This window comes from Pseudarthrobacter oxydans, from assembly GCF_030812335.1.
Taxonomy (GTDB): Bacteria; Actinomycetota; Actinomycetes; order Actinomycetales; family Micrococcaceae; genus Arthrobacter; species Arthrobacter oxydans_B.
In genome coordinates, this window is the sequence record NZ_JAUSSN010000003.1 from 407,562 (window position 1) to 427,984 (window position 20,423).

Annotated in this window: 17 protein-coding genes; 4 read left to right on the forward strand and 13 right to left on the reverse strand. The window is 70.2% G+C overall.

The genetic code is table 11. The features are described from left to right. Window positions 1-119 precede the first annotated feature (119 nt). The gene (locus J2W14_RS07105) at window positions 120-2,192 is read right to left on the reverse strand and encodes an acyltransferase family protein (RefSeq protein WP_370871221.1); all 2,073 of its coding nucleotides are present in this window, start codon (window positions 2,190-2,192) and stop codon (window positions 120-122) included. Between the two features lie 153 nt (window positions 2,193-2,345). On the opposite strand from J2W14_RS07105, the gene J2W14_RS07110 reads away from it, so the two are divergent. Continuing rightward, entirely contained in the window at window positions 2,346-3,314 is a 969-nt protein-coding gene (locus J2W14_RS07110; RefSeq protein WP_307460388.1) for a DUF389 domain-containing protein, read from the forward strand. A 6-nt stretch (window positions 3,315-3,320) separates the two neighbouring features. Here J2W14_RS07110 and J2W14_RS07115 read toward each other — a convergent pair whose 3' ends face one another. The 4 genes from J2W14_RS07115 to J2W14_RS07130 all read right to left on the reverse strand — a co-directional run bounded on the left by J2W14_RS07115 (window position 3,321) and on the right by J2W14_RS07130 (window position 7,649). Beyond that, the gene (locus J2W14_RS07115) at window positions 3,321-4,844 is read right to left on the reverse strand and encodes an ATP-dependent DNA ligase (protein ID WP_307460390.1); all 1,524 of its coding nucleotides are present in this window, start codon (window positions 4,842-4,844) and stop codon (window positions 3,321-3,323) included. Between the two features lie 147 nt (window positions 4,845-4,991). Continuing rightward, complete coding sequence (gene groL, locus J2W14_RS07120; RefSeq protein WP_307460391.1) at window positions 4,992-6,602, reverse strand: chaperonin GroEL; 1,611 nt, start codon at window positions 6,600-6,602, stop codon at window positions 4,992-4,994. A gap of 77 nt (window positions 6,603-6,679) precedes the next feature. Further along, the gene (gene groES, locus J2W14_RS07125; RefSeq protein ID WP_069949240.1) at window positions 6,680-6,976 is read right to left on the reverse strand and encodes a co-chaperone GroES; all 297 of its coding nucleotides are present in this window, start codon (window positions 6,974-6,976) and stop codon (window positions 6,680-6,682) included. A 241-nt stretch (window positions 6,977-7,217) separates the two neighbouring features. Beyond that, entirely contained in the window at window positions 7,218-7,649 is a 432-nt protein-coding gene (locus J2W14_RS07130) for a hypothetical protein (protein ID WP_307460395.1), read from the reverse strand. Between the two features lie 56 nt (window positions 7,650-7,705). Between J2W14_RS07130 and J2W14_RS07135 the strand changes: the two genes are divergently transcribed. Beyond that, complete coding sequence (locus J2W14_RS07135; RefSeq protein WP_307460397.1) at window positions 7,706-8,950, forward strand: class I SAM-dependent methyltransferase; 1,245 nt, start codon at window positions 7,706-7,708, stop codon at window positions 8,948-8,950. Window positions 8,951-9,035: 85 nt separating this feature from the next. Here J2W14_RS07135 and J2W14_RS07140 read toward each other — a convergent pair whose 3' ends face one another. After that, entirely contained in the window at window positions 9,036-9,854 is an 819-nt protein-coding gene (locus tag J2W14_RS07140) for a shikimate 5-dehydrogenase (RefSeq protein ID WP_307460398.1), read from the reverse strand. A gap of 72 nt (window positions 9,855-9,926) precedes the next feature. Next, window positions 9,927-11,693: a glycoside hydrolase family 3 N-terminal domain-containing protein gene (locus J2W14_RS07145; RefSeq protein WP_307460399.1), complete on the reverse strand. Its 1,767-nt coding sequence runs from the start codon at window positions 11,691-11,693 to the stop codon at window positions 9,927-9,929. Between the two features lie 124 nt (window positions 11,694-11,817). Between J2W14_RS07145 and J2W14_RS07150 the strand changes: the two genes are divergently transcribed. Further along, complete coding sequence (locus tag J2W14_RS07150; protein WP_307460402.1) at window positions 11,818-12,969, forward strand: glutamate--cysteine ligase; 1,152 nt, start codon at window positions 11,818-11,820, stop codon at window positions 12,967-12,969. 104 nt (window positions 12,970-13,073) lie between these two features. On the opposite strand, the gene J2W14_RS07155 is transcribed toward J2W14_RS07150, so the two are convergent. The 6 genes from J2W14_RS07155 to J2W14_RS07180 all read right to left on the reverse strand — a co-directional run bounded on the left by J2W14_RS07155 (window position 13,074) and on the right by J2W14_RS07180 (window position 18,894). Next, window positions 13,074-14,246: a tRNA (adenosine(37)-N6)-threonylcarbamoyltransferase complex transferase subunit TsaD gene (locus J2W14_RS07155; protein WP_307460406.1), complete on the reverse strand. Its 1,173-nt coding sequence runs from the start codon at window positions 14,244-14,246 to the stop codon at window positions 13,074-13,076. After that, window positions 14,243-14,722: a ribosomal protein S18-alanine N-acetyltransferase gene (rimI, locus tag J2W14_RS07160; RefSeq protein ID WP_307460620.1), complete on the reverse strand. Its 480-nt coding sequence runs from the start codon at window positions 14,720-14,722 to the stop codon at window positions 14,243-14,245. Before rimI ends, J2W14_RS07155 begins: the two co-directional genes overlap by 4 nt. 107 nt (window positions 14,723-14,829) lie before the next feature. Beyond that, on the reverse strand, window positions 14,830-15,501 hold the full coding sequence (gene tsaB, locus J2W14_RS07165) for a tRNA (adenosine(37)-N6)-threonylcarbamoyltransferase complex dimerization subunit type 1 TsaB (protein WP_307460409.1): 672 nt from the start codon (window positions 15,499-15,501) through the stop codon (window positions 14,830-14,832). Next, a complete protein-coding gene (tsaE, locus tag J2W14_RS07170) occupies window positions 15,501-16,124 on the reverse strand; it encodes a tRNA (adenosine(37)-N6)-threonylcarbamoyltransferase complex ATPase subunit type 1 TsaE (RefSeq protein WP_307460412.1) in 624 nt (207 codons plus the stop codon). Before tsaE ends, tsaB begins: the two co-directional genes overlap by 1 nt. Further along, window positions 16,121-17,356 (reverse strand): alanine racemase, encoded by a 1,236-nt coding sequence (alr, locus tag J2W14_RS07175; RefSeq protein WP_307460414.1) that lies wholly within the window; start codon window positions 17,354-17,356, stop codon window positions 16,121-16,123. Before alr ends, tsaE begins: the two co-directional genes overlap by 4 nt. 446 nt (window positions 17,357-17,802) lie before the next feature. Then, a complete protein-coding gene (locus J2W14_RS07180) occupies window positions 17,803-18,894 on the reverse strand; it encodes a PfkB family carbohydrate kinase (protein ID WP_307460416.1) in 1,092 nt (363 codons plus the stop codon). Between the two features lie 82 nt (window positions 18,895-18,976). Between J2W14_RS07180 and J2W14_RS07185 the strand changes: the two genes are divergently transcribed. Continuing rightward, window positions 18,977-20,416 (forward strand): family 4 glycosyl hydrolase, encoded by a 1,440-nt coding sequence (locus tag J2W14_RS07185; RefSeq protein WP_307460419.1) that lies wholly within the window; start codon window positions 18,977-18,979, stop codon window positions 20,414-20,416. Window positions 20,417-20,423: the final 7 nt, after the last annotated feature.

Here is a 20,423-nt window from a genome sequence, read left to right on the forward strand (position 1 = left end):
GTCATTACGGGCATGGCCTGTGCAGAAGTGTTGAATAAATAGTAGAACCTTGGCGGCGATCCCCATATTCCGGGGCGGTAATGTGAGCAACGGCACCGGCCGGCCGGCACGCCGCCGGGTCAGGTCCAGCCGGTGGCCGCGAGCAGTCGCTGTTCGAACATCGGGATCATGCTCTGGACATAAGTCTTGGTCAGATGGTTGTCGTCCTTGTAGACGTACACGTTCCCGACGACGGCCGGGCAGATCCCGCCGGCGCAGATGAAGTCGCTCAGGTCCATCAGGTGCAGCCGCGGCACCCTCCCCCGGTAGGCGTCCAGCGGGGAGGACCCGGCCAGGGATTCCTGCAGCGGCACCCGGCATTTCGGCGCCTCCGGACCGTGCTTCTGGACGCATTCGGGCATGTTCATGCTGAAGCGCGGGTTGTCGCGGATGCCGACGACTTCGATGCCGGTATCGGTGAGGGGTTTGATGCCTTCGAGGTACTGCGGCACCTCGGTTTCGAAAGGTGCGTCCTTGTGGGTCAGCGAGGCGACGGTGAAGACGGCGTCGGGTCGGTGGTCCAGGACGTACTGGGCGCTGGCCTTGTTGAAGGCGTTGCACTCGGCGTCCCGCTCCGGGGAGTCGCCGCCGAAGCGGCAGTTGCCCTTCAGGAGGGCTACGACTTCCCAGCCGTGGCTGCGGGCAATCGGTCCGAGCGCGGCCATGTACTGCTGGGCGTGGGAGTCGCCGAGCACCACGATGCGTTTGGTGACGGTGTCCGGGCGGCTGTTCTGCAGGCATCCCGCGAGTAGCGGATCCCCCGGGACGTTTCCGTCCGTGCACAGTCCGTCGATGTCCGCCCACTCGTTCTTCATGGCGGCCGGAGCCGGGATGATCTTCGCGTCCGGCGTCGGCTTGCCAGCGTTCTCGGGCGCCAGGGCCGCCGCGCCGGGGGTCAGTTCCCTCGGCTGTGCCGCGGCCGCGGCCTCGTCTGCCAGCAGCCTGCTCTGCCACACGGACACGGGGCCCGCCAGGAGCGCCCCGCACGCCGCAATCACGACGGCGGTGCGCCAGGCCCGGCGCTGGGGCCAGTGCCATTCGCGCAGCGGCTTCTCCACGAACCGGGTGGTCAGCACGGCCAGCACGATCGAGGCGGCAACGATCGCCAAGCCCTGGACCAGGTTCGGGGCGGTGACGCCCGTCGCGGCGAGGGCCAGGACCAGCAGCGGCCAGTGCCAGAGGTACAGGGCGTAGGAGTTGTCCCCGAGCGCCACCAGCGGCTTCCAGGCCAGGAGGCGGTCCACGCCGAAGCGGCTGCCGCTCTGTCCGGCGACGATGATGGCAGCCGCGGCCAGCGTCGGCCACAGCGCAATGAAGCCGGGGAAGGAGCGGTCCACGGTGAGCAGCAGCCCGCAGGAGAGCATCGCGGCCAGGCCGGCCCAGCCGAGGACCAGCCGCAGCGCCTTGCCGGGCCTGAGGTGCGGCAGCGCGAGCGCCAGCAGCGAGCCGAGGGCGAACTCCCAGAGCCGGGTGCGGGTGTCGAAGTAGGCGTAGGACTGGTTCGTAACTGTCTGCTCGATCGAAAACACCAGCGACACCACGAAGATCGCACCGAACGCCGCGGCCAGGAGCGCGGGATAGCTCACCCGGTCCCCCAGCGGGGTCCGGCGCAGGAACCGCAGCAGCAGGGCCGCCCCGGCGAACACGAGCGGCCAGAGCAGGAACACCTGGCCCTGGATGGACAGTGACCAGAAGTGCTGCAGCGGGCTGGCCCCGGCGTGGTCCTGCGCGTAGTAGTCGACGGCGGTGTCCGCGAGCAGCCAGTTCTGCCGGTACAGCAGCGAGGCCCAGGCCTGGTCGAGGACGTCCGGCCAGCGGCTCTGGGGCAGGACGACGCGGGTGCCGGCCAGCACGCCGAGGATGACCACCACGACGGCGGGCAACAGCCGCTTGAGCAGGTGGAGCCAGTGGCTCAGGAGCCGCAGGGGCTTGCCGGCCTCGACCTTGCGGGCAAAGCTGAGCGTCATCAGGAACGCCGAAATCAGCAGGAAAATGTCGACCCCGCCGGAGACCCGCCCGAGCCACACGTGGTAGGTGACCACCATGAGGACCGCGAGGGCACGCAGGCCCTGGACTTCGGGGCGGTAGCCCGATTTGGCGCGCGGCTGCGAACCCGCCTCCGCTGCCGGCAGGCTGGCCGTGGTTCGCTCAATCGACACTCGGGACCCTCCAGACCGGTTTCCAAAGCATCAATGCTACCGAGTCGCAATTTCGCTGGCCAATCACGGCGGCGCGTGCAGCCGCCCGGTCGCCGGTCCCGGACCGTCCCGGAGGCTACCCTGTAACGAGCCAGAGGAGGCCGCATCATGATCGCACAGCTGCGCATCTGTGTTCCGGAACAGTTGTCCGACGCCGTGATGGACTGCTCCACCGGAGAGGTCGGCGTCGCCGAAGTCTCCCGCCAGCCGGGGGCGTCCGTCCTTCCGCCGGGGGACGTCATCCATGTCCTGCTGGCGCGGGAGTCCGTGGAGCGGCTGGTGGAGAAACTCCATGTCCTGAAGGTCCAGGAACAGGGCTCGATCTCGGTCATCATGCCGGAGGTGGTGCTCTCGGACCGGGCGGACAAGGCCACGCAGGACGCGCCCGGCGAAGGCGCGGACGCCGTGATCTGGGACGAGGTGTCCCGGCAGACGGGCGAAGACTCGCGGCTCACCTGGAGCTTCCTGGCCTTCCTTATTTTGGCGACCCAGCTGGTGGGCATCGGCATCGTCACGGACTCGACCATCCTGATCGTCGGCGCGATGGCGGTCGGTCCCGAGTTCGGCCCGCTGGCGGCCCTGGCCGTGGCGATTGTGCAGCGGCAATGGAAGCTGGGCCGGAGTGCCGCGCTGGCCCTGGGCGTCGGCTTCCCCGTCGCGATGCTGGCCGCGGCCTTCACGGCGTGGCTCTCCGTGCCCCTGGGCCTTTTCCCCGCCGACGTCCTGGACCGCGGCTCCGCCGCCGAATTCATCTACCACCCGGGGCCGTATTCGCTGATTGTCGCCGTGCTGGCCGGCATCGCCGGGATGCTGTCCGTGATCAGCGGGCGCTCCGCGGCGCTGACCGGCGTCTTCATCTCCGTGACCACGGTGCCTGCGGCCGGATTCGTGGCCGTGGCGCTGGTGCTGGGCGAGTTTGAGAAGGCGGCAGGTTCCGCCCTGCAGCTGGCGCTGAACCTGGTGGGCATCGTGGCGGCGGCCGTTGCGGTCCTCCTCTTCTACCGCCTCATCACCAAACGGTTGCCCGAAGAGACTGCTCTTCGGCTCAGGCGGCAGCTGCGACGGAGCCGCGGCTGACGGCGGCTAGGAGCGCAGCAGCCCGCGCAGTGTCTGTATGGTGTCGACCTCCGCCGCCGTCTTGTCGTCGCGGTAGCGCTTGACCCGTGCGAACCGCAGCGCGACTCCGCCCGGGTAGCGCGGGGAAAGCTGCACACCGTCGATCGCGATCTCAACGACGACGGCTGGTTCCACCCAGACGGTGCCCGCGGTGCGCCGCACCTCGAGTTCCTGGAATCTTTCGGTCTGCCAGCGCAGCAGGGCGTCGGTGAGGCCTTTGAAGGTCTTCCCCACCATCACGTAGCCGCCGGGTTCGCCGAACTCCCCGGCCGGGTCGAGGGCTCCGAGGTGCAGGTTCGACAGCAGTCCGGTACGCCGCCCGGACCCCCACTCGCAGGCGAGCACCACCAAATCGTAGGTAAGCACCGGCTTCACCTTGATCCAGTTGGAACCGCGCCGGCCGGCCGCGTAGGCCGATCCGACCGCCTTCACAACCACACCCTCATGGCCTGAGGCGAGCGCATCGCGGGACACTCTCTCAGCGACGGCCGCGTCCGCCGTGATCTCCCCGGGGATCCGGTGCTCAGGGGCGATGCGTTCGAGCACCTCGATGCGCACTGACAGCGGCTCGTCAAGCAGGTCGCGCCCGTCGATGTGGAGAACGTCGAAGAACCACGGATGCAGCACGGTGGCGCGCGCCGCGTCGGCCCCGAACCGCGCCATGGTCTCCTGGAACGGTCGCGGGCCGCCGTCCTCGTCGAGGGCGAGGGTCTCGCCGTCGAGGATCACATCGCGCACCGGCAGTCGGCGGACGAATTCCACCACCTCGGGCAGCCGGTGGGTCACCTCGGCCAGGGTGCGGGTATAGATGCGGACCTCGTCGCCCGCGCGATGCACCTGGATGCGCGCTCCGTCGAGCTTGTATTCCACCGAAGCCTTCCCCGTGACCTCCAGCGCCGCGCTGGGGCTGGCCGCGGTTGCGGCGAGCATGGGGTGCACGGGACGGCCGACTACGAGGCCAACGGCGTCAAGCTGGTCCGCCGTGCCCTTGAGGGCCAGCAGGGCGGTCTCGCCTAGATCGCCGGAGAGCATGGCCGCACGGCGTACGGCGTCGACAGGCCGGCCGGAGGCGCGGGCAATGGCATCCGTCAGCACCCCCTCAAGGGCACCGGTTCGCAGTTCACCGAGCAGCACGCCGGCGATGAAGGCCTGCTCGCGCTCGGTGGCGGCGGCGGTCAGCAACCGGAGGGTGGCGGCGCGCTCCGACGCCGATCCGGCGCCGCCCATGACGAGCAGCCGCCCCAGCGCAGCATCGACGTCGGCGACGGTAAGACTTGGCTCGGCAGCCGGCTCCCCCATGGCCGCTGTCATACCGCGCCAACCGACCCCGACCCGGCCCTGCCGCGGCCTGGCGATGAGCAGGCCGACGGCCGTCGCGATGTCCCCGGGCTCCATCCGGCGCAGCAGGTCGGCCAGCGCTGCGACTTTCTCCAGCCGGGAGCGGGTCGAGGCCACGGCATCACTGGTTATCACGAGCTCGTCCAGCAGCATGGCACCAGTCTGCCACGCCCGCCGACGCCGGCCAGTCCGATTGGGCGGGAACCATTCGGGCCACCGGGGGCATCATGGACACAAAAAACCGGTCCAGCGGACGCTGGACCGGTTTCCTGTTCACAGGTTCACTGTGTGGGCTGCAGCCTAGTGGCTGTGGCCTGCGTGTTGGTCTTCCTCGGCCGGCTTCTCGACCACGAGGGTTTCCGTGGTGAGCACCAGGGCCGCGATGGACGCCGCGTTGCGGAGGGCCGCACGCGTCACCTTCACGGGGTCGATGACGCCGGCAGCGATCAGGTCTTCGTATTCGCCGGTCTTGGCGTTGAAGCCCTGGTTGTTGGCGGATTCGGCGACCTTGGCGACGACGACGTAGCCGTCGAAGCCGGCGTTCTGGGCGATCCAGCGCAGCGGCTGGGTCAGCGCCCGGCGGACGATGCCGACAGCAGCTGCCGCGTCGCCTTCGAGGGCCTGAACGGCCGGGTCCTCGTCAAGCGCCTTGAGGGCGTGGATGAGGGCGGCGCCGCCGCCGGCGACGATGCCTTCTTCCAGGGCAGCGCGGGTCGAGGACACGGCGTCCTCGATGCGGTGCTTCTTTTCCTTGAGCTCGACCTCGGTGGCTGCGCCGACCTTGATCACGCCGATGCCGCCGGCCAGCTTGGCCAGGCGTTCCTGCAGCTTTTCCTTGTCCCAGTCGGAGTCCGTGCGGGTCAGCTCGGCGCGCAGCTGGGAAACCCGGGCTGCGACGTCCTCGGCCGAACCGGCGCCGTCAACGATGGTGGTGTTGTCCTTGGTGACGGTGATGCGCCGGGCGGTGCCGAGCACCTCCAGGCCGACGGTGTCCAGGCTGAGGCCCAGTTCCGGCGAGACAACCTGTGCGCCCGTGAGGGTGGCGATGTCCTGCAGCATGGCCTTGCGGCGGTCGCCGAAGCCCGGTGCCTTGACGGCAACGACGTTCAGGGTGCCGCGGATGCGGTTGACGATCAGCGTGGAGAGTGCCTCGCCGTCGACGTCCTCGGCGATGATGAAGAGCGGCTTGGAGCTCTGCAGCGCCTTCTCCAGCAGCGGCAGGAAGTCCTGGACCGAGGAGATTTTGCCCTGGTTGATCAGGATCAGGGCGTCTTCGAGGACAGCTTCCTGGCGTTCCGCGTCGGTGACGAAGTACGGGGACAGGTAGCCCTTGTCGAACTGCATGCCCTCGGTGAGGACCAGTTCGGTCTGCGTGGTGGAGGATTCCTCAATGGTGATCACACCATCCTTGCCGACCTTGTCGAATGCCTCGGCCAGCAGTTCGCCGATCTCGTCGCTCTGGGCGGAGATGGAGGCGACGTTGGCGACCTGGGTGCCTTCGACCGGGCGGGCGTTTTCGAGCAGGCGGGCGGCGATGGCCTCAACCGAGACCTCGATGCCGCGCTTGATCTGGCCCGGGGCGGCGCCTGCCGCAACGTTGCGGAGGCCTTCCTTGACGAGGGCCTGTGCCAGCACCGTTGCGGTGGTGGTGCCGTCACCGGCAACATCGTTGGTCTTGGTGGCGACCTCCTTGGCCAGCTGCGCGCCAAGGTTCTCGTAGGGGTCGTCCAGTTCGACTTCACGGGCGATGGTGACGCCATCGTTGGTGATCGTGGGGGCGCCCCACTTCTTGTCCAGCACGACGTTACGGCCGCGCGGGCCGAGCGTCACCTTGACCGTGTTGGCGAGCTTATCGATGCCGGCTTCAAGCGACCGGCGGGCAGCGTCGTTAAACGCGAGCTGCTTTGCCATGGTTTTGTCCTTTCAAAGACAGAACCCCGCGCAACTGACCCGTCAAAGGAGGATCGGCGGCGCGGGGTCCAAGAGAGTTACTTTACGACGATCGCCAGAACGTCGCGGGCGGACAGCACGAGGTACTCGGTGCCGCCGGTCTTGACTTCAGTTCCGCCGTACTTGGAGTAGATAACAACGTCGCCGATGGTGACGTCGATCGGAACGCGGTTGCCGTTGTCGTCAAAGCGGCCGGGGCCTACTGCGACAACTTCGCCTTCCTGCGGCTTTTCCTGCGCGGAGTCCGGGATGACCAGGCCGGAAGCCGTGGTCTGCTCGGCTTCGAGCGGGCGGACAACAATACGATCCTCAAGAGGCTTAATAGAGACCGACAATGACCTCTCCTTTTCGTCAGCAAATTCGTGGACTTTAAAGCTGTGGTGCCAAGGCGTACAGACCGTCGTCGCGGTGCCGGCAGCAGCCTGGCTGTAAAGCTTCAGGTATTAGCACCCTCCTAGGGAGAGTGCTAATGACGACTCTATGTAAGTAGTTAGCACTCGGTCAAGGCGAGTGCCAGAAATTCGTTCCGGGTGAACGCTGGGCCTGCGCCGATGCCGCCGTCGGACTAACGCGTGACTACCGTCCGCCGAGGTCCTCGAAGTCGACATCCTCGCCGTTGTCGCCGTCGTCGGAGCCGGCCTCGTCCCGGTGCCGGTACAGCACCAGGCCCCCGGCCGCGGCCAGGGCAACGCCCAGGGCCAGGAACACGATGCCGCCGGCACGGGCCCCGGCATAGTTCTCGCGGATGGCCTTTGCCTGGTCGGTGGCGTCCTGGACGTCCTGGCCGCCGACGGAATAGACGGTGGCGTTGAAGGAGTCCAGGAAGAAGATGATGACCAGGAGGGCCACACAGACGACAGCGATGATGCCGCCGGCGATCAGCGCCGGACGGGCGTAACGGGCGAGTCCCTGGCGGGCGGGACGGCCGCCGTCGGCGTCCTGCCGGGCGGCGCCGTCCTCCTCGTAGTACGCGTCCGTGCCGCTGTTTGCCGTGCCGCTGTCTTCCATGCCGTCAACCTTATCGGGCGCACGGCTCCGCCCCGCGCTGAACTAGGCTTGATCCCATGGCTGACGCACCGCAGGACCAAATCGCCCCGCTGCTGAACCCCGAGGGCTGGGAGCTGCTGGCGTCGCTGGGCCCCTACAAGGAGGACGAGGCGTTCCGTCTCAACGCCTCGCTCCGGAAGGCCGGCCACTCCCCCGAACTCGTTTCCGCCGTCCTCACCCAGTCGCGGCTGCGGACCAAGGCCGAGGCCAAATTCGGCGAGTTCGCCCGGCAGATGATTTTCACCCAGGCGGGCCTGGAGCAGGCCACCCGGCTCACCGTGGCGGCCCGGCATGCTCAGCGCTTCGCGGAAGCCGGCGTGCAGCATGTGGCGGACCTCGGCTGCGGCCTCGGCGGTGACGCCATGGCGCTCGCCTCGCTGGACATCCAGGTCACGGCGGTGGAGAAGGATGAGACGACGGCGGCCTGCGCCACGATGAACCTGATCCCGTTCCGGAACGCCACGGTGGTCCATTCCGACGCGACGACAGTGGCTCTCGACGGGATGGACGGTGTGTGGCTGGACCCGGCGCGCCGGACCACCTCCACCTCGGGCACGAAGCGGCTCTGGGATCCGGAGGACTTTTCCCCGCCGCTGTCCTTCGTCGAGTCCCTGGCCGGCGCCGGCCTGGCCGTGGGTGTGAAGATGGGCCCGGGCATGCCGCACGACTCGGTGCCCAGGAACTGCGAGGCCCAGTGGGTGTCGGTGGGCGGAGACGTCACCGAAGTGGCGCTGTGGTTCAACGCCGTCCGGCGACCCGGGATCCGGCGGGCTGCCCTGCTCCTCGGTCCCGCGGGCGCGGCGGAGCTCACCAGCGCCGAGGACTTCGACGGCGGCCCGGCCGCCCCGGTGGGGCCGGTCGAGGGCTACCTCTACGAGCCTGACGGCGCCGTCATCCGCGCGGGGCTCGTGGCCGACGTCGCGCTCCTGCTGGGCGGGCACCTCGTGGACGAGCACATCGCCTACATCTGCGCCCCGGAACTGCGGGACACCCCCTTTGCCCGGCCCTACAAGGTGCTGGAGGTGATGCCGTACAACGTCAAGGCGCTCAAGGCCTGGGTCAGGGACCAGGGCATCGGAGTCCTGGACATCAAGAAGCGCGGCACCTCGGTCACCCCGGAGGAGCTGCGCAAACAGCTCCTCCCCGGAGGGAAAACTGCAGGGAAAACTGCGGGCAGCAAGAACAAGGGCAAAAAGACAGCCACCCTGGTCCTCACCCGGATCGGGGACGAGCGGGTGGCCATCTCGGTGGAGCCGGTCTAGTTTCGGGCCGCTGTCCGGGCAGCCGGAACGCCGGTCGGCCGGTTCCCGGATTCGCGGATTCCCGGATTCCCGGATTCCCTGGAGGCTACTGGGCCCGCATGAAGTCCTCGGCGGCCCGGACCTGCTCGTCGCTGGGCCGGATCCCCGTGTACAGCACAAACTGCTCCAGCGCCTGGATGGTCGCCACCTCCGCACCGGTGATCACGGTCTTCCCGGCGGCGCGGGCGGCCTTGATCAGCGGCGTCTCGGCCGGCAGCGCGACGACGTCGAACACCACCTTCGCGGCGTCCACGGCCTCCTGCGGGAAGGACAGGGCTTCGGCGTCGGGGCCCCCTGCCATCCCGATGGGGGTCACGTTGATGATCATGTCGGCCGTCAGGGCATCGACGTCGGCGCGCCAGGCGAAGCCGTAGAGCCCGGCGAGCGCCCGTCCCGCCTCCTCGTTGCGCGCGATCACGGTGACATCCCGGAAGCCGGCGTCGCGCAGGGCCGCGGCGGTGGCCTTCGCCATGCCGCCGGCGCCCCGGAGCAGCACCGAGTACGCCGCGGGCACGGCGTTGCGCTGCAGCAGCTGCTCGATGGCCGTGTAGTCGGTGTTGTAGGCGGTGAGGGTACCGCCGTCGTTGACGATCGTGTTGACCGAGTCGATGGCTTTCGCGGACGGGTCCATCACATCCACGAGCGCGATGACGTCCTCCTTGTACGGCATCGACACGGCGCAGCCGCGGATCCCGAGGCCGCGGACGCCGGCGATCGCCTGGCCGAGGTCCGTGGGGGCGAAGGCCTTATAGATCCAGTTCAGGCCAAGCTGGTCATACAGGTGGTTGTGGAAGCGCGTCCCGTTGTTGCTCGGCCGGGCCGAGAGCGAGATGCAGAGGGTCATGTCTTTATTCAGGATGGGCACCCCTCCATTAAACGACAGGCCGGGCCCGGCCTGTCGCGCTCCCGGCGCCGGCCGGCCCGCGCCGGCCGGTTCTCAGGCGCAGCCGGTTCCCGGATGCTGGGCCCCGACGGCGACCGGAAGCTTGCCGGGGGCCCTGGCGTGTCCGGCCAGCACGGCGGCCAGCGCGTCGAAAGCGCCCTGGCTCCGGCCGTAGAGGGCGATCCGGGCCGGGGCCGTGGAGTGTGCCAGCGGCCAGGGCGCGTCGAGAGCGACCGCCACGTCCGCCGGCGTCTGTGGGGCGGCCGGTGCGCCGATCAGCGAGACAAGCGGCCCCGCACCGATGCTGATGCCGGCGTTCCGGGCCGCGGCGGCGAACCGCGCCCGGTCCTGGGCCGAGCCGCCCGTCAACCGGACGCTGGCGGGCACGATCGGTCCGTCGCAGGGCCCGGCCAGCACGGTGATGGCCGCCGCGGAGACTTCCCGGGACAGGCCGCTGCCGCTGCCGGGGGCCGTTCCGGGCCCGGCGCCGGTGCGGGCGCGCCAGATCATCATGGTGACTACGCGCTGCGCTGCCTCGGCGAGCCGTTCGGGCGGCAGGGCGCCGCTGCGCACCGCGGCGATGATCGCTGCATGGGCCGCCTCCACGTTGGCGGGCATCAGCAGCAGATCGGCGCCGGCGGCCAGGGCCAGCGGAGCGGCGGAGTCGTGGGGGTACGGTCCCTGGACCGCGCCCATGTTGAGCGCGTCCGTGACGGCCACGCCCTGGAATCCCATGCTGCGCAGTTCGGCGTACGCCGCCCCGGACAGGGAGGCGGGAACGCCGGGCTCGAGCGCGGGCACGGCGATGTGGCCGGTCATGACCATCGGCAGGCCGGCGTCGATGGCCGCCTGGAAGGGCTTCAGGTCCCTGGCCCGGAGCTGCTCCAGGCTGGCGCCCTGGACCGGCAGCCGGGCATGGGAATCGACGCTGACCGAGCCGTGGCCGGGAAAGTGTTTCGCGGCCGGCAGCAGCCCCGCGGCCAGCATCCCCTGGGAAAAGGCGACGCCGAAGCCGGACGCGGCGTCGGCGTCCCCGGACATGGACCGGGCTCCGATGGTCGGATCGGCCGGGCCCATGGTGACGTCGGAGGTCGGGGCGAAGTCAGTGTTGAAGCCCAGGGCCGCGAGTTCGGAGGCCATGGCCTGGCCGGCCTCGCCGGCGAGGGGCCCGCTTCCCGCCGCGCCGTAGCTCATCGGGGCGGGCCATTCGGTCAGCGGCGCCCGCAGCCGTGCCACCACGCCGCCTTCCTGGTCGACGCCGATCAGCCCGGGCCAGCTGCGGCCGCCGGCCTGTGCCGCGGCCTGGAGCCGGCTGGCGACGCCGTGCATCGCGGCGGTGTCCACCCGTCCGTCCGGTGTTCCCGGGACGTTGTCGGCCATGATGATGGACCCGGCCAGGTGCAGGCGCTCGATTCGCGCGGCCTGGGCCTCGTGGTCAAGTCCGCGGTAGAACGGCAGCAGGACCTGCCCGGCGCGTTGCTCGGGGGTCATCGCGGCCACAGCCCGGGCCGCGGCGGTCGCGTCCCGCTGCTGCGGCCCCCAGCCGAGCGGCCGGGTCCCGACGCGGGGGAAGGTATCCGGATCGTCCGGCAGCGTCGCGGACGCATCCGACGTATCTGACGGGGGCGCCGGAGGCGGCACCGGGGCGGTGGGTGCGGTCGCTGCGGGGGCCGCCGGGGCTGCGGAATCCGCCGCGGGGTCCGGCGTCGGGGTCCCGGAGCAGGAGGCGGTTCCGAGGACAAGCCCCAGAATCGCCGTCAGAACCGTCGCGGTCCGCGTAGTTTTGTGAACACTTTCACGTCTTCGCTGCAATCTCACCACCGGCTCGATGCTACCCCTGCACTAGACTTGAGCCACCGTTGCCTCGCCAACTGTCCGGCAATTCCGCCCAAGACGAAAGCCGGACGGGGCGGGGAAACGGACAGCAAAACAATGAAGGGACCACATGAAGATTGATTTCGCTTCATCCAGGCAATCAACTCTTGGTGTGGAATGGGAACTCGCCCTCGTGGATGCGGAAACCGGGGAACTGGCCTCCGTGGCCAAGGAGGTCCTCCGCGGGGTCGCCGCCCGGCATCCCGAGCTGAACGAGGACGACGAGCACCCGCACATCAAGCAGGAGCTGCTGCTGAACACGGTGGAGCTGGTCACCGGGGTCTGCAACACCGTGGCGGAAGCGAAAGCGGACCTGAGCAGTTCCCTCGCCGCGGTCCGTGACGTCACCGATCCGATGGGCGTCGAGATCTTCTGCGCCGGCAGCCACCCCTTCAGCCCGCCGCAGCTGCAGCCGGTGACCGACAAGGAACGCTACGCCAAGCTCATTGACCGCACGCAGTGGTGGGGCCGCCAGATGGTGATCTACGGCGTCCACGTGCATGTGGGCCTGGACAGCCGGGACAAGGTGCTCCCCGTCTTGGACGGCTTGGTCAACTATTTCCCGCAGTTCCAGGCGCTCTCCGCCTCAAGCCCGTTCTGGGGCGGCGAGGACACCGGGTACGCCTCGCAGCGCGCACTGATGTTCCAGCAGCTGCCCACCGCCGGGTTGCCCTTCCAGTTCGGCAGCTGGGAGGACTTCGAGTCCTACGCCCAGGACATGTTCACCACCGGCGTGATCGACTCGCTCTCCGAAATACGCTGGGACATCAGGCCTGTCCCGCATTTCGGCACCATCGAGATGCGCATCTGCGACGGCCTGGCCACGCTGGAGGAGGTCGGCGCCATCGCCGCCCTGACCCAGTGCCTCGTCGACGAGTTCTCCACGACGCTGGACAACGGCGGCACCATCCCCACCATGCCGCCCTGGCATGTGCAGGAGAACAAATGGCGTGCGGCCCGCTACGGGCTGGACGCCATTATCATCCTGGACGCCGCCGGCAACGAACAGCTCGTCACGGACCACATCCGCGAAACGGTCGCCCGGCTGGAACCCGTCGCGGTGAAGCTGGGCTGCGCAACGGAGCTCGCCGACGTCCTGAAGATCATTGAACGCGGCGCCGGGTACCAGCGGCAGCGGCGCGTGGCCGCCGAGCACGGCGGCGACCTGCGCGCCGTCGTCCTGGATCTGGTCCAGCAGATGCGCAAGGGCCCCGAAGCCTAGACCGGGCGCCCAACTGACTGGCAGCAGAAGCCGTTTTCAGCGCTCTAAACGCCCCGGAGCTGCCAGTCAGATTTACCCGGGGCGGCCGCCGTCGCCGGACCGTCTCAGGCCGAGACGGTGGTGACCGGCATGGAGGAATCCGGTGCGAAGCCGATGCCGCTCGGCGCGATCCCCGCCATCACCAGCTGGGCGCCGAGGGCCGCTACCATGGCGCCGTTGTCCGTGCACAGCGCCAGCGGCGGGACGGTCAGCCGGATGCCCGCGGCGCTGCAGCGCTGTTCCGTGAGCTGACGCAGCCGTGAATTCGCCGCCACGCCGCCGCCGAGCAGCAGTTCGGTGATGCCGTTCTCCCGGCAGGCCAGCACTGCTTTGGAGGTGATGATGTCCACGACGGCCTCCTGGAAGGCCGCGGCGATGTCCGCCACCGGCACGGTCTCGCCGCGGGCCTCGAATTGCTCGACACAGCGGGCGACGGCGGTCTTGAGCCCGCTGAAGGACCAGTCGTAGCGGTGCGGGCCGGGTTCCTCCGCGGTCCCCATGTATTTGGGCTGGCTGAGGCCGCGCGGGAAGCGGATCGACTTGGCGTTGCCCGTGCGTGCCAGCGTGTCGATGGCCGGGCCGCCCGGGTACCCGAGGCCCAGGAGCCGCGCCACCTTGTCGTAGGCCTCGCCGGCGGCGTCGTCGATCGTGGACCCCAGCAGCTCGACGTCCCCGGTGATGTTCCGGATCCGCAGGATCTCGGTGTGCCCGCCGGAGACCAGCAGGGCGCCCAAATTTTCCGGCAGGGCGTTGGCCGGCAAAGCGTTCTCAGGGTGGGCGTTGGACTGCGGGGTGTTCTCCGGGGTCTGCCGCGGGGCGCCGGCGAAGGGATGCCGGCCGCCGTCGTCCGTCTGCAGCAGCCCGACGCCGACGTGGGCGACGAGGTGGTTGATGGCGTAGAGCGGTTTGCCCGTCGCGACGGCGAGCGCCTTGGCCGCACAGACGCCGACCATCAGCGCGCCCGCCAGCCCCGGTCCGGAGGTGACGGCGATCGCGTCGATGTCGTCCAGGGTCACCCCGGCTTCGGCCAGCGCCTCGCGGAGGGTGGGGACGAAGGCGTCCAGGTGCGCGCGGGAGGCGATCTCAGGAATCACGCCGCCGAACCGGACGTGTTCGTCCATGGAGGAGGACACGGTGTTGGTCAGCAGCTGCGTTCCGCGGACAATCCCGACGCCGGTCTCGTCGCAGGAGGACTCGATGCCAAGGACCAGCGGCCGGTCGTGCTGGGTGCTGTTCATGGGCGGTCTGCTTCCCTCGGGGTGGTGGTGGAGCCGGCGGTGCCGAGTCGGAGGCGCATGATCAGCGCGTCGACGCCGTCGCGGTAGTAGCGGGGCCGGACGTGGATCTGTTCGAATCCGTAGCGGCGGTAGAGCTGCTGGGCGCGCGGGTTGTCGGCCCGGACCTCCAGCAGCACGTCCTCGGCACGCCGCAGCCGGCTTTCCCGGATGAGTTCGGTCAGCAGGGCCGAGCCGATCCCCCGGCCTTCCTGCTCCGGCACGACGGCGATGGTCTGGACGTCCGCGATCGGCTGGATGCACATCAGCCCGGCGTAGCCCACGATCAGCCCGGCACGTTCGGCCACGAGGTAACGCCGGGTTTCGGCCTGCGCCAGCTCGGCGGCGAACATCTGCAGCGGCCAGGCGTCCACCGGGAACAGCCTGCACTCCAGCTCATGCACGGCCGGGATGTCCGCCGGGGTCATGTCCCGGAGCATCACCCCGCCGGGCAGCCCCGCCGGCACTGCGCGCGTTCCCTGCCCGAGGCCCTGACCTGGGTTCTGTCCTGGGTTCTGTCCTAAGTTCTGTCCTGCGGACTCTGTGTTCACAGCGCCCTCTTCCGCGGGCCGGGGACCTGGGCGTCGGACTCGCGCAGGTACAGCGGGGTGGAATCCAGCAGGTGCTCCCCCGCGGCGAGCCGTGCGAGCGCGAACTGGCCCAGCGAGAGGGCCTCCGGCTGGCGGTCGCGGAACTCCGGGACGGCCTTGACGACGTCGGCGTACAGGCCGGCGCCGGCGCCGTAGACCGGGCGGTCGGGGAGGTCCGCGGCGAAACCGACGTGCGGGCCGTCCAGCAGCTGCGGCAGCTGGCCGCTGCTGAGCGCATACCGGGCCCAGTAGACCTCTTTGCGCCGGGCATCCGTGGCGACGATGAACTCCGGCGCCGCATCCGTGGACTCGGCGACCTCCAGGGCGATGGCGTCCAGGCTCATCAGCCCGTAGAGCGGTTTGCCCCAGACGAACGAGAGCGTGCGGGCCGTGACGATCCCCGAGCGCAGGCCGGTGAACGGGCCCGGCCCCACCCCGGTGACAATGGCGTCGATGTCGGCGCCGTTCAGGCCGGCCTCGGCGAGGAGGGCCTCGATTCCCGGCGCCAGCACTTCGGCGTGGCTCCGGGTGTCTTCGGTGGCGAAGCTTCCCACGAGGGATTCCGGGGTGTCATCGGAGACAAGCGCGGCGCTGGCCACCGCCGAAGTGTCGATGGCAAGGATCAGCATCAGGTCCCTTCCGGGGTGTGGGGCAGGGGCTGTGGCATGGGGAGGGCGGGCGGGTGCACCCAGCGGGGACCGAAGCCGCGGATCACGATCGTGCGGGGCTCGTCGTCGTCGGTGTCAAAGTCCAGCACCTCGGCGTCTCCCGTTGTTGCCGGAGCCTCGGCGGGATCCGGGACGCGGGCAGGTGCGGGCGCCTGGGCGCCGCCGAGGCTGCGGACCAGGTCCACCTCCAGCCGGCTCTCGCTCAGGTGCTCCACCCGGCCGCGGCCCCATTCCACCACGGTCACGGCGCTGTCCATCGTGTTTTCCAGGTCGATATCGTCGATCTCCGAGGCCGAACCCAGCCGGTACGCATCCACATGCACCAGGTCCGGGCCGCCCGGCCGCGGACCCTCGGGCAGGTTCGGGTGGATCCGGACCAGCACGAAGGTCGGTGAGATGATGCCGGCCCGGACCCCGAGGCCCTCGCCGAGGCCCTGCGTGAAGGTGGTTTTTCCGGCGCCCAGCTCGCCGGTGAGGACGAGCAGGTCACCGGCCCGGAGCTGGGCGCCGAGGACTGCCGCGAGGGCGTGCGTTTCGTCCGCGGTGCCGACCCGCAGGGTCCGTACCCAGGCCGGTGCGCTCACGGCCGCGGCTCGCCGCTGGCAGGTTCTTCGTTAACAGGTTCCTCGTTGATGTAGCGGCGCGGCACCCGGGGACTGATGCGCGTGACGATCTCGTAGTTGTTGGTGCCGGCCGCCCGGGCCCAGTCCTCGGCGGTGGGCCCGCCGTCGTCGCCGTTGCCAAACAGCACGGCTTCGGCGCCAAGGACGCTGGGGCCGCCGGCGGAGACGTTGAGCGGGCCCAGGTCGATCACCATCTGGTCCATCGCGATGCGTCCCACCACAGGGTAGTTCACGCCCCCGACGCGGACCGGTCCCCCGGTGGCGATGCGGGGGACGCCGTCGGCGTAGCCGAGAGGGATCAGCCCCAGCGTGCTGGGGCCGCCGGTGCGGTAGTTCAGTCCGTAGGAGACGCCCTGGCCGGCCGGCACATCCTTGCAGTGCGATACGACGGTGCGGACCGTCATGGCCGGGCGCAGGCCCAGCTCCTCCGAACTCTGCCCGTCGAACGGCGACAGTCCGTACAGTCCGAGTCCGACGCGGACCAGGTCAAAGTGGGTGTCGGGCCGGGACAGCGTGGCCGGGGTGTTGGCGAGGTGGCGCACCTCGGGGTCCACGCCGGCGTCCTGGGCGACGGCGAGGGCGTCGCGGAAAGCTGCCAGCTGGTCGTCGGTTTCCGGGCGCTCGGGTTCGTCCGCGACGGCCAGGTGGGAGAAGATGCCCACCACCCGCAGCAGACCCTGGTCCTGGAAGTCCATGGCCTCGCCCACGAGGCTGTCCCAGGCCTCCAGCGTCGCCCCGTTTCGGCCCAGCCCGGTATCCACCTTGAGGTGCACGCGGGCCGGCCGTTCCTGCTCGCGGGCCGCCGCAACGATGCGTTCCAGTTCCCAGCCGGAGCAGCCGATGTCGATGCCGGCGGCCACGGCGGCGGCGAAGTTGCTCTCCGGGGTGTGCAGCCAGGCCAGCAGGGGGGCCTCGATGCCGGCGGCGCGCAGGGCCAGCGCTTCGGAGATGTGGGCGGTTCCGAGCCAGCTGGCACCGGCAGCGAGCGCGGCGCGGGCGACGGGGACGGCGCCGTGGCCGTAGGCGTCGGCCTTCACCACGGCCATCACCTGGGCCGGTGAGGCGACGGCCGCCAGGCGGCGGACGTTGTGCCGGATGGCTTCAAGGTCGATTATTGCCGAACGCTCATCGGCGTAGGCCGGCGGAGCCTGCGGGACGGGCCGGAAGTCACCTGTTGCTGCTGGGTAAGTCACGTAACGATTCTAGGGGTGGCTGCGCATGCGGCTGAATTCGGGCCTCCCCGTACCACCCCCCTGGGGGACATGCCCAGTGTTCGCGCCCGCGAGCGGGCACAATGGCATCATGGCCACTCCTGAGCCCGCAGGGAGGGCATGTCCAGCGGCCACCTGGTCGATGCCCAGATCCAGGTCCGCGCACCCCCACGCTCCCCGGGGGACATGCCCAGTGTTCGAGACCGCGAGTGGGCACAATGGCATCAGGTCCGTTCCTGAGCCCGCGGGGAGGGCATGTCCAGCTGCCACCTGGTCCAGCCCCGGATCCAGGTCCGCGCACGCCCACGCTCGCTCAGGGACGTGCTCGCTCGGGGACATGTCCAGTGTTCGAGCCCGTGGCTGGGCACATTGGCATTATGCCCGCTCCTAGGTCCGCAGGGAGGGCATGTCCAGCGGAGGGGAGCCTGCTACGCGTCCGAAAGGTGCGCGATAGTCGCCGTCGCCCGCCGTTGCGCTTCCGGCGGCACGTCACGGACGATGTCCGCGAGGAAGCTGTAGCGCCGGAGCCACTGGCTGCTCTGGCGTTCCTTCCGGGCGTTGGCCCGCTGCCACCAGTCGGCGATGTCCCCCCAGCCGGGGGCGGCGAGCGAGCCGCCGACCTCCTGCACGGCCAGGGCGGCGCAGAGATTGGCGAACCGCAGCCGGTCGCCGAGCGGCCAGCCGGCCAGGCAGCCGACAATGAACGCGGCGCCGAAGCAGTCCCCCGCGCCGGTCGGATCGTAGGCGGACACCGGCAGCGACGGCACCCACTCCTCTTCACCCGTTTCGGAGTCCACGGCCATGGCGCCCTGGGGCCCAAGGGTCACCACGGCGACCGGCACCCTGTCCGCCAGCGCGTAGAGCGCCGCCCACGGGTTGTCGTGCCCGGTGAAGGCCATCGCCTCGTGCTGGTTCGGCATAAAGGCGTGGAAGTACCGCAGGTTGTCCAGCCGCGCCGAGGACCAGACCCCGGTGGGATCCCAGCCGACGTCGCCAAACAGCCGGACCCCGGCCTTGTGCGCGTCGAGCGCCCACGGCTCCAGCTCCTCGCCGAGCTCCGCGACGGCGGCGAGCGCCGGCGGAGGGCAGCCGACCAGTTCGCTGGAGCTCACCGGCGCCGGGTGGCCGTGCGTCACCATGGACCGGTCGTGCTCCACGCTCAGGGACACCGTGACCGGGGAGTGCCAGCCGGCGATCTTCCGGGACAGCGACAGGTCAATGTGTTCCTGTCCGGCCAGGATCTTCCAGTTGGAGTCGCCGTAGCCGTCATCACCGAACGCTGCCGCGAGCCCGGTCCGCAGCCCCAACCGTGCCGCGGCGATGGCCTGGTTGGCCACACCACCGGGGCAGCTGCCCATCCCGTCGCTCCAGATCTCGGTGCCGGCGACCGGCGCGTGCGGGAGCCCGGTGAAGATGATGTCCTGGAAAACGGTCCCGGTCAGCAGCAGGTCAAAGCCCTCCGCACCCGGGGTTCGGACGGAGGCAAGCGGGTCAAAACGCCGCGTCGGTATCGCGTCCATGTATGCACAGTACGCCGTCCCGGGACCGCTGGAAAGGCGCCTGCCGGGCCCGGGAACCTGCCGCAGTGCATAGACTGTCGGCATGCGGCTGATGATTGCCGGAGGCGGCGGATTCCGGGTACCGCTGGTCTACGGGGCGCTCTGCGCGGGCCCCTTCGCCGGGCTGGTCCGGGAACTGGTGCTGTACGACGTCGATCCCGCCCGGCTCGCCGCCATCAACGCCGTCCTGGCCTCCCTCGCGGGGCAGCACCCGCCCGGCGCCGCCGCCTTTCCCGCGGTCCGCGCCACCACTTCCCTGGCCGAGGCGCTGCACGGCACGGACCTGGTCTTTGCCGCGATCCGCCCCGGGGGGACAGCCGGCCGCACCGCCGACGAGCGGGTCGCCCTGGACCTCGGACTCCTGGGCCAGGAGACCACGGGGGCCGGCGGCATTTCCTACGCGCTGCGGTCCATCCCCCGCATGCTGGATCTCGCCACCCGGATGCGGGACCACTGCCCCGACGCGTGGCTGCTGAACTTCACGAACCCGGCCGGCATGGTCACCGAAGCCCTGGTCCCGGTGCTCGGCCGCAAGGTGGTGGGCATCTGCGATTCGGCCAGCGGCCTGGTGCACCGGGCGGCGAACGCCGCCGGCGTCGCGCTGCCGGAGGGCACGCTCGACGGCGTGGGCTACTACGGCCTGAACCACCTCGGCTGGCTGTACCGGCTGGTCTCCCGTGGCCGGGACGCGCTGCCGGGGCTGCTGGCCGACGCCGACGCCCTGGCCGGTTTCGAGGAGGGACGCCTGTTTCCGCAGCCCTTCCTGGCGAAGCTGGGGTGCCTGCCGAACGAGTACCTGTACTACTACTACGAGACCGGACGCGCCCTGGCCGGCATCCGGTCCTCCCCCACGACCCGCGGCGAGTCCATCGACCGGCAGCAGTCCGAGCTCTATCCGCGGCTCGCGGCGGCCGGGCCGGAGGCCTTCCGGCTGTGGGACGCCGCGCGCCGTTCCCGCGAGGAGGGCTATCTTGCCGAGGCCCGTGCAGCCGGCGAGCGCCGGGACGAGACCGACCTGGCCGGCGGCGGCTACGAACGCGTCGCCCTCGCGGTGATGCGCGCACTCTCCGGCGGCGGCGCAGCGGAGCTGATCCTGAACACCCCCAACACCCCCAACACCCCCAACGACAATGCTGGCGGCTCCGGCGGGGGCACCGCGGCGCCGGCGATCCCGGGGCTGCCCGCGGACGCCGTCGTCGAGGTTCCCTGCCGGGTGACGCCCGACGGCGTGGTGCCGCTGCCGCAGGAGCGCCCGGCCCCGGCCCAGCTGGCACTGCTCCGGCAGGTCAAGGACGTCGAACGGCTCGTCGTGACGGCGACCAGCCGGGACGCCGGGTCGACGGGCCAGGGCCGCCGGGACGCGGCGCTGGCGGCGTTCGCCGGGCACCCGCTGGTCGGCTCCGCGGACCTCGCGGGCCAACTGCTGGCCGGGTACGAGGCGGCGTTCCCGGAGCTGAAGGAGCTCTGGCGCGGGGAGCCCTGAGTGCCCG

What these genes read in the sequence shown, in the direction of transcription:
- J2W14_RS07130 (WP_307460395.1), bottom strand. Translation starts at nt 7,649, where the DNA reads ATGGAAGACAGCGGCACGGCAAACAGCGGCACGGACGCGTACTACGAG.
- J2W14_RS07150 (WP_307460402.1), top strand. Translation starts at nt 11,818, where the DNA reads ATGAAGATTGATTTCGCTTCATCCAGGCAATCAACTCTTGGTGTGGAA.
- rimI (WP_307460620.1), bottom strand. Translation starts at nt 14,722, where the DNA reads ATGCTCCGGGACATGACCCCGGCGGACATCCCGGCCGTGCATGAGCTG.
- J2W14_RS07110 (WP_307460388.1), top strand. Translation starts at nt 2,346, where the DNA reads ATGATCGCACAGCTGCGCATCTGTGTTCCGGAACAGTTGTCCGACGCC.
- J2W14_RS07180 (WP_307460416.1), bottom strand. Translation starts at nt 18,894, where the DNA reads ATGGACGCGATACCGACGCGGCGTTTTGACCCGCTTGCCTCCGTCCGA.
- J2W14_RS07155 (WP_307460406.1), bottom strand. Translation starts at nt 14,246, where the DNA reads ATGAACAGCACCCAGCACGACCGGCCGCTGGTCCTTGGCATCGAGTCC.
- J2W14_RS07135 (WP_307460397.1), top strand. Translation starts at nt 7,706, where the DNA reads ATGGCTGACGCACCGCAGGACCAAATCGCCCCGCTGCTGAACCCCGAG.
- J2W14_RS07115 (WP_307460390.1), bottom strand. Translation starts at nt 4,844, where the DNA reads ATGCTGCTGGACGAGCTCGTGATAACCAGTGATGCCGTGGCCTCGACC.
- tsaB (WP_307460409.1), bottom strand. Translation starts at nt 15,501, where the DNA reads ATGCTGATCCTTGCCATCGACACTTCGGCGGTGGCCAGCGCCGCGCTT.
- J2W14_RS07185 (WP_307460419.1), top strand. Translation starts at nt 18,977, where the DNA reads ATGCGGCTGATGATTGCCGGAGGCGGCGGATTCCGGGTACCGCTGGTC.
- groL (WP_307460391.1), bottom strand. Translation starts at nt 6,602, where the DNA reads ATGGCAAAGCAGCTCGCGTTTAACGACGCTGCCCGCCGGTCGCTTGAA.